16 protein-coding genes and 1 other annotated feature are annotated in these 14,612 nt (G+C 37.5%); all 16 genes read right to left on the bottom strand.

Annotated features, from left to right (window positions below):
* Positions 1–29 precede the first annotated feature (29 nt).
* The gene (locus tag M3189_RS01375; RefSeq protein WP_251631103.1) at positions 30–941 is read right to left on the bottom strand and encodes an RluA family pseudouridine synthase; all 912 of its coding nucleotides are present in this window, start codon (positions 939–941) and stop codon (positions 30–32) included.
* A complete protein-coding gene (gene lspA / locus M3189_RS01380; protein WP_251631105.1) occupies positions 913–1,404 on the bottom strand; it encodes a signal peptidase II in 492 nt (163 codons plus the stop codon). Before lspA ends, M3189_RS01375 begins: the two co-directional genes overlap by 29 nt.
* 77 nt (positions 1,405–1,481) lie before the next feature.
* A complete protein-coding gene (locus tag M3189_RS01385; RefSeq protein ID WP_251631107.1) occupies positions 1,482–1,778 on the bottom strand; it encodes a hypothetical protein in 297 nt (98 codons plus the stop codon).
* Between the two features lie 146 nt (positions 1,779–1,924).
* The gene (ileS, locus tag M3189_RS01390) at positions 1,925–4,696 is read right to left on the bottom strand and encodes an isoleucine--tRNA ligase (protein WP_251631108.1); all 2,772 of its coding nucleotides are present in this window, start codon (positions 4,694–4,696) and stop codon (positions 1,925–1,927) included.
* A gap of 74 nt (positions 4,697–4,770) precedes the next feature.
* Positions 4,771–5,010 (bottom strand) — a binding site (T-box leader).
* Positions 5,011–5,060: 50 nt separating this feature from the next.
* Positions 5,061–5,576, bottom strand: coding sequence for a DivIVA domain-containing protein (locus M3189_RS01395; RefSeq protein ID WP_095247724.1), 516 nt, complete (start codon positions 5,574–5,576; stop codon positions 5,061–5,063).
* A 93-nt stretch (positions 5,577–5,669) separates the two neighbouring features.
* Positions 5,670–6,443, bottom strand: coding sequence for an RNA-binding protein (locus M3189_RS01400; RefSeq protein WP_251631110.1), 774 nt, complete (start codon positions 6,441–6,443; stop codon positions 5,670–5,672).
* A 34-nt stretch (positions 6,444–6,477) separates the two neighbouring features.
* A complete protein-coding gene (locus M3189_RS01405; protein WP_095247726.1) occupies positions 6,478–6,741 on the bottom strand; it encodes a YggT family protein in 264 nt (87 codons plus the stop codon).
* Between the two features lie 5 nt (positions 6,742–6,746).
* Complete coding sequence (locus M3189_RS01410; protein WP_179160913.1) at positions 6,747–7,181, bottom strand: cell division protein SepF; 435 nt, start codon at positions 7,179–7,181, stop codon at positions 6,747–6,749.
* Entirely contained in the window at positions 7,178–7,870 is a 693-nt protein-coding gene (locus M3189_RS01415) for a YggS family pyridoxal phosphate-dependent enzyme (RefSeq protein WP_251631112.1), read from the bottom strand. Before M3189_RS01415 ends, M3189_RS01410 begins: the two co-directional genes overlap by 4 nt.
* Positions 7,867–8,691, bottom strand: coding sequence for a peptidoglycan editing factor PgeF (pgeF, locus tag M3189_RS01420; RefSeq protein WP_251631114.1), 825 nt, complete (start codon positions 8,689–8,691; stop codon positions 7,867–7,869). Before pgeF ends, M3189_RS01415 begins: the two co-directional genes overlap by 4 nt.
* 72 nt (positions 8,692–8,763) lie before the next feature.
* Positions 8,764–9,033: a YlmC/YmxH family sporulation protein gene (locus M3189_RS01425; protein WP_251631116.1), complete on the bottom strand. Its 270-nt coding sequence runs from the start codon at positions 9,031–9,033 to the stop codon at positions 8,764–8,766.
* 197 nt (positions 9,034–9,230) lie between these two features.
* A complete protein-coding gene (gene sigG / locus M3189_RS01430; RefSeq protein WP_251631119.1) occupies positions 9,231–10,010 on the bottom strand; it encodes an RNA polymerase sporulation sigma factor SigG in 780 nt (259 codons plus the stop codon).
* 168 nt (positions 10,011–10,178) lie between these two features.
* Complete coding sequence (gene sigE / locus M3189_RS01435) at positions 10,179–10,898, bottom strand: RNA polymerase sporulation sigma factor SigE (RefSeq protein ID WP_063251599.1); 720 nt, start codon at positions 10,896–10,898, stop codon at positions 10,179–10,181.
* A 44-nt stretch (positions 10,899–10,942) separates the two neighbouring features.
* Positions 10,943–11,881 (bottom strand): sigma-E processing peptidase SpoIIGA, encoded by a 939-nt coding sequence (gene spoIIGA / locus M3189_RS01440; RefSeq protein WP_251631120.1) that lies wholly within the window; start codon positions 11,879–11,881, stop codon positions 10,943–10,945.
* Between the two features lie 239 nt (positions 11,882–12,120).
* On the bottom strand, positions 12,121–13,257 hold the full coding sequence (gene ftsZ / locus M3189_RS01445) for a cell division protein FtsZ (protein ID WP_251631122.1): 1,137 nt from the start codon (positions 13,255–13,257) through the stop codon (positions 12,121–12,123).
* A gap of 42 nt (positions 13,258–13,299) precedes the next feature.
* A complete protein-coding gene (gene ftsA / locus M3189_RS01450) occupies positions 13,300–14,589 on the bottom strand; it encodes a cell division protein FtsA (RefSeq protein ID WP_095247735.1) in 1,290 nt (429 codons plus the stop codon).
* Positions 14,590–14,612 lie beyond the last annotated feature (23 nt).

Here is a 14,612-nt window from a genome sequence, read left to right on the forward strand (position 1 = left end):
TGTTATCGTACAATAATTCGATAAATGTGTCAACGATTATTTCGTAATTGTTCTAAGACCTCTTCAAACTCTACTGGCAGCGGTGCTTCAAATTCAAGGTACTCATTTGTTCTCGGATGGATAAAACCAAGAATTCCTGCATGTAATGCCTGGCCATTGATATCAAGTGTTTTCTTTGGACCATACTTAGGATCCCCAGCAAGCGGATAGCCAATATATTTCATATGGACCCGTATTTGATGTGTTCTTCCAGTCTCTAATTGACACTCTACAAATGTAAAATCTTTAAATCGTTCAATCACCTGGAAATGAGTTACAGCATGCTTACCATTATCCACAATGGTCATACTTTGCCTATCTCTCGTATCTCTCCCTAGCGGTGCATCAATCGTTCCAAAATCATGAGGTATCACTCCATGCACAATGGCTCTATACTTCCGAGTAACAGTCTTTTCGACTAATTGGTTAACAAGCTTTTCATGGGCCATGTCATTTTTAGCCACCATTAAAAGTCCAGAAGTGTCTTTATCAATACGATGTACAATTCCAGGTCTAAGGACGCCATTTATTCCTGATAAATCTTTACAATGAGCCATTAATCCATTAACGAGCGTGCCTGTTAGATGTCCAGGGGCTGGATGAACCACCATGCCACTAGGTTTATTAACCACTAAAACATCCTTATCCTCAAAATAAATCTCTAAATCCATTTCTTCTGGGATAACATCGAGTAATTCCGGGTCGGGGATATTAATTTCGATTTCATCATTTAAACTGCATTTGTAATTTGTTTTTATCTTTTGTCCATTTACAAGGACATTTCCATCTTTGATCCATTGCTGAACCTGTGTTCTTGACCATTCCTCATCTAAAGTTGATATAACTTTATCAATTCGATCGCCTTTTTGTTCTTCAAGAATGGTGTGTTCCATTTTCTCCATATGATTTCTCCTTTGTTTCACGCTCATCACGCAGCATTTGAATCATTAATAATACTACGCCAATGACTAAAGCCGAATCCGCAATATTAAAAACTGGGAAGTTATAATTGAAAATATACGTATGAATAAAATCAACAACTTCTTTACGAAGTAAGCGGTCAATAAAATTCCCTATCGCTCCGCCTAGCATAAATGCTAGCGAAACACCTAACAGCCACTTACCCTTTGCTTCTTTTTGAATGTAATAAATGATCGCAATGATTACTATAGCAGTAATGACATAAAAGAACCACATCTGTCCTTGTAAGATTCCCCAAGCTGCACCGCGATTTCGGTGAGAAGTAATATACAAAAAGTCCTCAATAACTGGGATACTTTCACCAAGATGCATTTTTGTGACGATCATCCATTTCGTCACTTGGTCTAATAAAATAATAAAAATTGCGATTAAATAATAAAACACTAAGGAATACCCCCATCTATGAAGACTTTACTTCCTTAGCATTTTAGCATAATCTTTAGCGAAACAACAATGGAAGGTTAGAAAAAGCCGGAATTAATTGGTTTCTTGTAAAAATGCTCTAAGTTATCAGAATCCTTTGATGATTTTATTGTCGGCATAATCTTCAAAAGATAATCGGGGAGAGGTTCACCTGACGCTTCACACTGGCCAAAATTACCTTCTTCTAACTTTTGGATGGCAGTTGAAATATCCGCTAATTCATCTTCTAATATAGGGACCATCCATTCATTTTTCTGCTTATTTTTCAATGATTTTAAAATTTCAAATTGCGTCTTACGGAGTTCCCAAAACAGCTGTTCCTGCATTGCATTCATAGTTGTAACCTCCGTTAAGTCATTTTTTATATTATTTCCCCTTAATTTGAACTGACCCGGAAAAACATTTGACATCTGGAACAACAATTAACGGAAAAGGATAAAAAATGAAAAAACCCCATGAAATTTTTCATGGGGTTTTCCTATTAAGCTAAGTGTGTATAATTTTCATTTACAACTTCTGCACAGCGTGGGCAAAGTGTAGGGTGCTCTGAATCTTTTCCAACTTCAGGTGTTACAACCCAACAGCGTTCACAGGTTTCACCTTCTGCTTTCGTGACAAGTATGGCAGCAGTCTCTAATTTAATTGCGTTCTCAGGCGCTTGGTCATAGCTTCCTGCGACTTCAAATCCAGAGATGATAAACAATTGCTGCACATTCTCTTGAATTGAATCTAAAAGTGTTTTCGTATTCTCATTCACATATAAGGTAACCTTTGCAGTTAATGATTTACCAATCACCTTTTGGTTTCTAGCTTCTTCAAGTGCTTTTAAGACATCATCACGGAGCTTCATAAACGAAGTCCATTTTTCTTCTAATGCAGCTGCATTGTTTAGTTCTTGATATTCTGGCATATCCGTTAACTGCACACTTTCTTCTGTAACAGCAGGAATGAATTTCCATACTTCGTCAGCAGTATGAGAAAGAATTGGTGAAACTAACTTTGTTAATGCAAATAATGAGTCATATAGAACACTTTGAATGGCACGTCTTTCATGATTGTTAACGGACTCAATATAGAGAACATCCTTTGCGAAATCTAGGTAAAATGCACTTAAGTCAAGGGTACAGAAATTATTAATCGCATGATAAATTCCTGCAAACTCATAATTTTCATAGGCATTTCGAACATTTTTAATCAGTTTATTTAATTTAACAAGCATAAACTGATCAACTTCACGAAGGTTTTCGTATGAAACCCTATCTGTTGCAGGGTTAAAATCGGATAAGTTACCAAGCAAGAAACGGAAGGTGTTACGGATTTTTCTATAAACCTCTGCAACCTGCTTCAGAATTGCATCCGATACACGAACATCGGCTTGGTAATCAACAGATGCAACCCAAAGTCGGAGGATATCTGCTCCTAATTGCTTCATTACCTTTTCAGGTACCATGACATTCCCTAAAGATTTACTCATCTTTCTGCCTTCACCATCTAAAGCAAATCCATGACTTAAAACACCTTTATATGGAGCTTTTCCTGTTACTGCGACTGCAGTTGACAAGGATGAATTAAACCAGCCTCGATACTGATCCGAACCTTCTAAATATAAATCCGCCGGGCGAACCAAGTCGTCTCTTTCTAAGAGAACCGCTTGATGTGATGAGCCGGAGTCAAACCAAACATCCATGATATCTGTTTCTTTTGTAAATAATCCATTAGGACTTCCCGGATGTTTAAAGCCTTCTGGCAATAGGTCCTTTGCTTCACGCTCGAACCAGATATTTGAACCGAATTCCCGGAACAAACCAGAAACATGTTCAATACTTTCATCTGTAATGATTTCCTGACCATTTTCAGCATAAAACACAGGAATTGGAACTCCCCATACACGTTGGCGTGAGATACACCAATCGCCACGATCACGGACCATATTAAAAAGTCGTGTTTCGCCCCATGCAGGTACCCATTTTGTTTCTTTAACTGCTTCAAGAAGGTCATTTCGGAAATCTTTAATGGAAGCGAACCACTGGGCAGTAGCTCTGAATATAACAGGTTTTTTGGTTCTCCAATCATGTGGATAGGAGTGAGTGATAAATGAAAGCTTTAATAGCGCACCTGCTTCTTCTAATGCTTGAGAAATCGGCTTATTTGCACTATCATAAAATAATCCTTCAAAACCTGGTGCTTCATTTGTCATTACACCTTTATCATCTACTGGACAAAGAACATCAAGTCCATATTTTTGTCCGACATGGAAGTCATCCTCCCCATGTCCTGGTGCTGTATGAACACAGCCTGTTCCAGCATCTGTTGTGACATGGTCACCTAGCATTACTAACGAGTCACGGCCATATAATGGGTGTGCAGCAAGGATATTCTCCAATTCATTTCCTTTTAGCTTTTGAATAACCTCAAGGTCTTCCCAGCCTATTTCCTTCGTTACTGCTTCAAGAAGTGCTTCTGCTACTAAGTATTTGTTTCCATTCACTGCAACTACTACATACGTTAGGTCTGGATGAACCGAAATTCCTAAGTTAGCAGGAATCGTCCAAGGTGTAGTCGTCCAGATGACAATTTGAACATCTGTATCAAGAACCCCTTTTCCATCCTTAACTTTAAATCCTACATAGATGGAAGGTGATTTTTTATCCTGATATTCAATTTCTGCCTCAGCTAAAGCTGATTCACTTGAAGGGGACCAATATACAGGTTTAAGACCTTTATAAATATATCCTTTTTTCGCCATTTCTCCGAAGACCTTAATTTGCTGCGCTTCATATTCAGGCTTAAGAGTAATATATGGGTTTTCCCAATCTCCACGTACTCCAACACGTTTAAATTGTTCCCGCTGATTGCTTACTTGTTCGAGTGCATATTTTGTACAAAGCTGACGGAATTCTGCTACCGTCATCTCTTTACGCTTTACGCCCTTATTTGTTAATGCCTGTTCAATTGGCAAGCCATGAGTATCCCAGCCTGGAACATAGGGTGCATTGAAGCCGCTCATTGATTTAAAGCGAACAATAAAGTCTTTTAACACTTTGTTAAGCGCATGGCCCATATGAATATCGCCGTTGGCATATGGAGGTCCATCATGAAGCACAAACATCGGACGTCCAGCAGTCCGCTCTTGAACCTTTTTGTAAATATTCATTTCTTCCCATTTTGCCTGGATTTCAGGTTCTCTTTGTGGAAGATTTCCACGCATTGGAAATTCAGTTTTTGGCATTAATAACGTATCTTTATATTCCATTTTCTTATTCCTCCTGTAACACTCATCATAAACAGAATAGCCAATAGACAAATAAAAAAACCCTCTCATCCCATAAAAGGGACGAGAAGGTTTTATTCCCGCGGTACCACCCTGATAAATAGCACAAAAAAGCACTATCCTCTTTAAGATTCGTAACGTGAATAACCCGCCATAGCTTACTCTTCATAACATAAAGTTTCAGCTTGGGACTCAAGGGTGATCTTCCAATTTTTCACTTTTCCCAGGCTTCCACCATCCCCGGCTCGCTTTCAAAAGTTTATGAAAAAATGTACTGTCCCTCTCATTGTCATTTCCATTCTTTATTTACTTATTAGAAAATTATATGCGAAATAATACCAATTCGTCAAGCTAAGGAATCTTCCTCTTGATGGATTTTAAGTTCGGTTGCATCCACCTCATACTCTAATAAATGATCCCAGTCATCTGTATTTATCATATCCAGCTGGGCTTCTATTAACATTTTAAAACGAGTGCGGAATACCTTTGACTGTTTTTTCAAATCCTCGATTTCAAGAGCAATCTTTCTTGCTTTTGAAAGTGACTCATTAACAATACGGTCAGCATTCTTTTCTGCTTCTTTAATGATGAGCTTGGCTTCTTTTTGTGCATTACGTTTTACATCTTCTCCAGCCTCTTGTGCAATAATAATAGACTTGTTTAATGTTTCTTCAATATTTACAAAATGACCTAAACGGTCCTTCATTTCATTTAAGCGTTCTTCGATTTCTTTCTTTTCACGAAGGACTAATTCATAATCCTTTATAACTTGGTCTAAAAATTCATTAACCTCGTCCTCATCGTAACCACGAAAACCTTTATTAAATTCTTTATTGTGAATATCTAACGGCGTTAACGGCATGATGCCACCTCCAAGAATCTTTCTTCTGTATGTATTTAATGTATAGAGCTTAAATTCGACAAATTTTTCTTATATCCTGCAAAAAACAAAAAATTATTTTTGCTTTCCAACGACAATTCGCCATTTATCCTTTTTGGTTCTTCCTTCAATTGACAAAATCTTTACTCTTCCGTAGCCCCTAACTGACAACAGGTCGCCCTCTCGACAGTCAAAGGAATGATTTTCGATAGTAGTCCAGTTTACTTTTACCAATCCCTGTTGAATAAAGACTTGAGATTTTTGCCTCGATATATGATGAATACCCGAAATAATTGTATCAAGACGTAGGGAGGAAACAGTAATATCCTGTTCCATCCATAGATCATCAACAGCAATCGCTTCTTCAAGAACTACCTCTTTTAATCGGATTGATGCTCTTCCAATCGATTCTAAATTACTTTTAATATAGTCACTGATTTCAGAGCTTGAGAAAAATTGGACACGTCCATCCTTCATTAGGATGTCGCCAAATTTCCCTCGTTTTAATCCTAACGACATAAGCGAGCCAAGGACTTGGGGATGTTCTATCGAGACAAATTTAATGGGATATTCAATTTCAAACAGGTTAATTTGAAAATCCTCCGCAGTAGGTATGGTGTAATCCGGCATAATCAATGCCCGCTTTCGTTCACCTTCTGAATTACCCCCAAATAGTTGGAACTTAATACTTCCATTCTCACCTATTATCGTTTTTAAAATATGCTGTTCTCTTGGATCAAGAAAATCTGTAAGTTTCGTTGTATAGCTGGAATCAACAAAATCCTTCCAATGTAATACTTGATCAATATATTCCCGTTCCTCTGGGCGAAAATGCTGATAAATATTCATGTTGAACTCCTTAGGCCATGCACCGCTGGCTAAATTAAGAAATTAGGTTCTGCAAAACTCTTAAGCCTTGAGGGGCGAAAGAAAGAATAAGAAATGCGGCTAAAGGTGATAAGTCCATCATACCGATTGGTGGAATAATTCTTCTAAAAGGCTCTAGAAATGGTTCACATAGCTTACCGAGAATTGTCCCAATCTGTGAGTCTCTCATATTTGGGAACCATGATAAAAGGATATAAATGATAAGCATCCATTTATAAATTCCAATAATTTGGATCAAAAAGTTAAAAATCATATCCATTTCTACTACCACCTCGTATCATGATATTCTTGTTCCTTCACTAGTTCAGAAATATTGCCAGAAATCTCAACATTATCAGGTGTACATAAAAAAATACTAGAGCCAATTTTTTGAATATCACCACTTAAGGCATAGACTGCTCCACTTAAAAAATCGACAATTTGTCTTCCTTCTTCGTGACCGATGCGCTGAAGGTTTACGACCACTGCGCGTCGGTTTTTCAAATGATCCGTTATATCCTGTGCTTCAGCGTACACCCTAGGTTCAACTAATATTACTTTTGCACCCTTTTGAACACTCTGAAGGCTTACAACATTTTGAGGCTTTGAAGGCTGCTTTTGGGGCTTTATAGGTTCAACCTTCTCATATTCATCCTGGTTATTATCATCAAAATCATCATCTAAAAAGAAAAATGTTTTTAACTTAGATTTTATCGTCATCTTTTATCCTCCTCACCAGCCTCACCGACAAGTGCCGTTCCTATTCTAATCATCGTTGCTCCCTCTTCAATGGCAATTCCAAAGTCATTAGACATCCCCATAGAAAGTTCAGTACATGGTGCGAATTCTAGGTTGTAATTCTTTACTTGGTCACGAAGATTTTTTAACCTTTGAAAACAGGTTCGAAGCTGCGCCTCATCATCTGTAAATGGCGCCATAGTCATTAAACCTTCAATACTAATATTCTCAAATGGCTGGAGACTTTTAATAAAGTTAATTACATCCTCGGGAGCAAGTCCATGTTTTGATTGTTCTTGAGAGACATTCACTTGAACCAGGCATTTCACTTTTTTTTGTGCACGTTTATTAATTTCCTCTGCTAATGAAATTCGGTCCAAAGAGTGTATATATTCTACTTTATCAATGATATTTTTAACTTTGCGTGTCTGCAGTGACCCTATAAAATGCCATAGGGGCTTGTCCCCTAATACTTTCCACTTCGCTAATAGCCCCTCATCTCGATTTTCACCTAGATTTATTATACCAGCTTCCATTGCTTCCATGGCTCTTTCTGTGCTGACATATTTAGTTACGGCAATCAGCTTCACTTCATCAGGAGCCCGATTTACCCTTTGGCATGCAGCACTTATTTGCTGTCTGATATGTATGAGATTTTCTGCAACCTTCATTCGGAGGTCTCCTTCCAGCCTATATAACTTAGCATCCTTCCTGTTTTACCTTGGTCACGGCGATGAGAGAAAAATTCAAATTGATCACAGCTAGAGCAGAGTTTAGTCATTTGAATATTTTCTGCCGGGACTCCCGCTTTAAGAAGAATGATTTTATTCAGTTTTGGTAAGTCCAGCGTATACTGTCCTTCATTAATTAAATTATAGGGTTTTTCTTCGACATCTACTAGAGTATTTTCTACAAAGTTAATGACATAATCATTAACAATATAACATTTTTTACAAATAGATGGACCAATCGTGACAAAAATTTGATTAGGAGTTATTCCTTCTTCTCCCCATTTCTCTATCATTTTCCCTGCAATTTCATTTACAGTTCCTTTCCAGCCAGCATGTGCAGCACCAATCATCCGGTGTTCAGGAGAAATAAAAAAAAGAGGGACGCAATCGGCATAGCAAAGAGTTAATAAAATTCCCTCTTTATTTGTATAAAAACCATCGGTCCCCCTAAAGGAATCTTCATAAGAATCAGACCCAAACCCTCGATCAACACTTGTAACTTTTCTAATTAGAGTTCCATGGGTCTGTTCTGCCCCTACCCAATGCTTCACAGGAAATTGAATAAGTTCCGCCAACTTGTTTCGATTATGACAGACAGCTTCCTTCTCGTCTCCAACATGAAAGCCCATATTAAAACTTTCAAAGGGTCCCGTGCTGCTGCCGCCATTTTTGGTTGTTATTCCAGCAGTAAGCCCAGGATACTGCTTCATCCAATTTTTAATTGAAAGATATGATTGATTCTCATATGCAAAGGGTTCCATATTCAACCTCATTTGTTTTTTTCTAGTTTACCATGAATCGTTTAATTGGTCACCGTAAGATGAGATGGATTTCTATACTTCCATTTCTTCTGGATTCCTTTCTTCAATAGCCTTGAATCTCACTAAAATAACGTCTTGACCTATTTTAATTATATTTTTCCATGGAATAACAATATCTTCTTCTCTTCCAAAAAAGCCTAGAACTTTACCATTACCGGTAACGATAACCGCTTCTATTTTACCTGTTGAAAGATTAATTTCAATATCTCCTATATTTCCAAGTTTTTTACCATCCGACACATTTACTACATCTTTAATCTGAAATTCAGAAATTTTGACCATATCTCTCACTCCCGCCATTTTTATCCTAATGAAAATATATGATTAGATTAGTCAATTTATCTGTAAATGAATGAAAAAATAAAACTCCCCAATGGAGGAAAATTTGAGCACGAGAAAAAAAGGGTGAACTGCTACTTACTGTAGCGCATTCACCCTTTGACCGTTCCCGCATATTTGCAGTTTCCTCTTTGACCGCTTTAGCTTTGAATATTTTTATTCATCTGTTTAATTGCAGCTTTTTCTAAACGCGAAACCTGGGCTTGCGAGATTCCAATTTCATCGGCTACTTCCATTTGCGTTTTTCCTTGGAAGAACCGCTTTCTCAAAATTAACTTTTCGCGCTCATTTAAACGCCTCATACCCTCTTTTAAAGCAATTTCTTCAATCCAGTTAATATCTTTATTTCGTTCATCACTTAATTGGTCCATCACATAAATTGGGTCGCCGCCATCGTTATAGATTGGTTCGAACAAGGATACTGGGTCTTGGATAGCGTCAAGTGCAAAGACTATTTCTTCGTGAGGGACTTCTAATACCTTAGCAATCTCCTCAGCTGTTGGTTCCCGTGAAGTTTCACTCATTAATCGTTCCCTTACTTGAAGGGCCTTATAAGCGATATCTCTTAGGGACCTTGAAACGCGAATAGGATTGTTATCGCGCAGGTACCTGCGTATTTCGCCAATAATCATTGGTACGGCATAAGTGGAAAACTTTACGTTTTGACCTAAATCAAAGTTATCAATCGATTTCATAAGCCCAATACAGCCAACCTGAAACAGATCATCAACAAACTCGCCCCGGTTGTTAAACCGCTGAATAACACTAAGAACGAGTCGTAAATTTCCGTTGACGAGTTTTTCTCGTGCTGTAATATCGCCCTCTTGCATTTGCCTGAAGAGTAATCTCATTTCTTCATTTTTTAATACAGGAAGTTTTGATGTATCTACGCCACAAATTTCAACTTTATTTCGAGTCAATCCCTTTTCCCTCCTCATAGGAGTTGCTGTACAAAAAACAGTATTTCCTTGAGAAGGAAAAATATGCACTTGTACTTTCCAAGGAATTACCAAGGGATTGTCGAAAAATACCATTTTTACTTTAGTTTCAATGGTCTTTTCACTAGCAAAAAAAATCTTTTTTTAACCTTAAACCATCTTATTGAATTCTTTTCTTAATCTTTTAATTATTCTTTTTTCAAGACGGGATATATATGATTGGGAAATACCAAGCATATCGGCTACATCCTTCTGTGTTTTTTCTTCTCCATTTGTTAGTCCGAAGCGAAGCTCCATGATTTGTTTTTCCCTATCACTAAGCTGGTGCAGAGCCTTCGTTAACAGTTTTCGATCCACATTTGCTTCTAAATCCTTCGTAATGATATCATCATCGGTTCCCAAAACATCTGATAATAATAATTCATTACCGTCCCAATCAATATTTAGTGGTTCATCAAATGAAACTTCAGATCGAATTTTATTATTTCTGCGCAGGTACATCAGAATTTCGTTTTCAATGCATCTAGACGCATATGTAGCCAGCTTAATCTTTTTCTCAGGATTAAAGGTGTTGACTGCTTTAATTAAGCCAATAGTACCAATACTGATTAAGTCCTCAATATTAATTCCAGTATTTTCGAATTTTCTAGCGATATACACAACTAGTCTAAGATTACGTTCTATTAAAATCGATCGTGCAGCCTTATCACCGCCTGGAAGCTTATTTAACAGCAGCTCTTCTTCATCCTTACTTAAAGGAGGCGGTAAGGCTTCGCTGCCGCCAATATAATAAACCTCATCACTTTTAATTCCTAATTTGATTAGTATCTTATACCAGTAGTAGGATAAGCGAAGTCTCCATTTTTTCACGCAAGTTCCTCCTTCTAAAATCTGAATTTACGAGTATAGTATTATTAGCTTACTTTCGCCGAATCATCATGCTGTTTTGGCCCGGTGAGCATTTTTGGATGGACAATACATTGAAAGGCATCGTCGGCCGATAATTGCTGCATAGTAAACGATACAAGACCTTTTTCACATAAATAACTTCCACCCTTTGAGTCAATCATTATTGAATCAGGTTTTACAGCAACGATGAGTTGGTGCTCTTGTCCTACCACCCGGCAAGGTACAATCCTTAGCCTATTTTGCCATTCAATCGGAAACTCCATATTTCCAAGAATCAGAGATTCAGGATCGACTGCCATTTTTTTTACGGGTTCAGCCACATTTTCTAAGATATTCTTAATAGAAACAAACATAACAGGGAGCTTGGTTAATGGATCATAAAGCTGATTTCCACTATCGACGAGACCTTTAAAAGTATAGGATTCTGTATGAATTCGTAGAGTGACATTCACAATCTGATCAAATTGAATCTTGGTCATTTCCATACCCTCAATATTCCTTTTTGAAAAATGCCAAGCAATAGGAAAACCTAACAAAACAAAGAGCCAGCTGATTGGATCACCAACCCCCATAACATTCGCAATCATTACCTTTGTTGACATTTCTGCATCAAATTGAACAAAATAATGTACTCCGATTAACGCTCCTCCAATAAGAAAGGTTGTTACATAAAGAGTCATTAACGCCTTAATGAAAAAAGATAAACGTTTATATCCAAATACTACTAAAACCATTACAACTGAAAATAGAAGCTTGGATATTGGATGATTGGAATAGATATTTAATGATGTAAATGAAAATAAGATAATTAATGAACCAATAAAACCTCCTGCAAATAACCTCCATATCACAATTGGTCTTTTTAAAAAAATGGCAGAAAGATACAGGAGCAGGCTATCAAATAACAGATTAAGCGCCCAAATAACATCTAAATATACCGACAACAAGCCATCCCCCTTTTAATGTAAAAAGCAATTAGTAGCTTTATGAATATACATAAGGGTGTATTAACATCATCATTTCTATTATTCTGTTTAGGAAAAAGTATAACCTACTTCATGGGCTAAAGTGTGTCACTTTCTGTAATCAAAAAAACAGAAATTTCCACTATAAACAACGTATTTTGTCTAATTACATTTAAACAAAAAAAGCATGATCCTTTTGGACCATGCCTTTCGTCAAATTATCTTCTACGATTTCTGTTACGTAAGAATGTAGGTATATCTAATGTTTCTTCTTGAGGAGCGTTGTTGTTATGACGTACTGGTTCTTGTGGAGCCTCTTCACGTTTTTGCTCTCTCTTAACAGTACCCAGTTGAGGTTTTGCTTGACCAAATGCTGGACGAGCTGTCTTTGGCTGGATAACTTCTTCATTAAATCCAGTTGCAATAACGGTAACAATGATTTCATCCTTATGAGCTTCATTAATGACAGATCCAAAGATCATATTTACTTCCTGATCGGATGCTGTCGCCACAATATCAGCTGCTTCTTGAACTTCATATAGGCTTAAGTTGCTGCCGCCAGTAATATTCATCAGAACTCCTTGTGCACCATCAATAGACGTTTCTAACAAAGGAGAACTAATTGCTTTCTTCGCTGCTTCCGTTGCACGATTTTCACCCGTTGCCATACCAATTCCCATTAATGCAGAACCTTTGTTAGACATAATGGTTTTCACATCTGCAAAATCCAAGTTAATAAGACCTGGAACGGCGATTAAATCAGAAATACCCTGAACACCTTGACGGAGTACATTGTCCGCCTCACGGAATGCTTCAAGCATTGGAGTACTTTTATCTACAATTTCAAGAAGGCGGTCATTCGGGATTACAATCAAAGTATCTACTGCCTCTTTCATTGAGCCGATTCCACCTGCAGCCTGGTTAGAACGTTTTTTACCTTCAAATGTAAACGGACGAGTTACAACACCGACCGTTAATGCACCTAAACCACGAGCAATTTGTGCAATTACAGGCGCCGCACCTGTACCTGTTCCACCGCCCATACCAGCAGTTACAAACACCATATCTGCGCCACGCAATGCATCTTCTAATTGCTCTTTACTTTCTTCAGCAGCCTTCTTACCAACTTCAGGATTGGCACCAGCACCAAGTCCTCTGGTTAATTTTGATCCTATTTGCATTTTTACTTCTGCTTTGGAAAGGTTTAAAGCTTGTGCATCAGTATTAACTGCGATAAATTCTACTCCTTGAACACCATGCTCAATCATTCGGTTTACTGCATTGTTTCCTCCGCCGCCAACCCCAATAACTTTTATTGTAGCAAGAGAATCTAAATTTGTATCAAACTCTAACATGACAAATCCTCCTAATTCGTCGATATTCCTTTTCGTGTTTGCTTATTCGAAAAAGAGACCAAGGAATTTTTTTACTTTTGATGACATCTTATCTTCCGGATGTTTTTCTGGCTTTGCTTTTGGTTGTTGTTGTTGTTGTTTTTGAACTTTCTTTTCGATTGGTTCGGATACAGGTGCTGAAGCGACGAAGGTCCCACCTGGTAATCTAGCATTCTTGTATGCATATTTGATTAAACCAACCGCAGTTGTATATTGAGGTTCTCTTACTCCAATATAATTGGGAACGGCTTTGCGAACTGGACTTTGGAATATAGATTGAGCAAGTTCTAAAACACCTTGCATATTTGCAGTACCGCCTGTAAAAACGAAGCCTCCAGGCAAATCATTTATTCCTAATCGTTTTAATTCATGTGCAATTAATTCAAAAATTTCTTCCATTCTAGCTTCAATAATTTCAGAAACATATAATTGATTAAATTGCTGATGCTGATCACTTCCTATAATTGGAACACTAAAGAATTCATCCTCTGAGGCATCATCGTAAAAAGCATGTCCATATTTTACTTTGATTTTTTCTGCATCCTCAGTAGAAGTGTGTAAAACCTTTGAAAGATCATTCGTAATTAAATCTCCTCCAACCGGGATAACACTCGTTGCAGCTAAGTATCCTTGTTCGAAGTATGCTATGGTTGTAGACCCGCCGCCTAAATCAATCAGTGCAACACCTAAATTCTTCTCATCCTTTGACAGTGCATAATCACCAGCGGCAAGCGGCTGTAAAATTATGTCTGTAATTTCTAAACCGGCACGTTCAACACACCGCAGTGTATTTGTAATAATAGCATTCGATCCAGTGATAAGTGTTCCTTCTACTTCCAAACGAACACCAATCATGCCACATGGATTATTAATTTCATCCTTGCCATCAAGGATAAATTGTTTTCGTATTACTCCGATAATCTCTCTATCCTGAGGAATAGAAACAACTTGAGCTTCTTCTATTACACGTCTAACATCATCATTGGTAATTTCACGGTTTTGACTAGAAACCCCTACAATTCCACGGCATGGTTCAAGAGCAACCTGATTGCCAGAAATACCTACAATCACTTGTCGTATTTCCATTCCAATCATTCTTTCTGCTTCTTCAATAGCACGTTTAATAGAATGAACGGTATCATTGATATCAATAATAGATCCTTTACGCAGTCCTTCTGAATTAACATTTCCAACACCAATTATATTGATAGAGTCATTGACAATTTCACCGATGATTACTTTTACACTGGATGTACCGATGTCAAGACTTACATATATTTCATTGCTGTTCATTCTTTGGCACCTCCTTAGCATTA

Source organism: Neobacillus niacini (assembly GCF_023715415.1).
In the GTDB taxonomy this organism is placed as follows: domain Bacteria; phylum Bacillota; class Bacilli; order Bacillales; family Cytobacillaceae; genus Neobacillus; species Neobacillus niacini_C.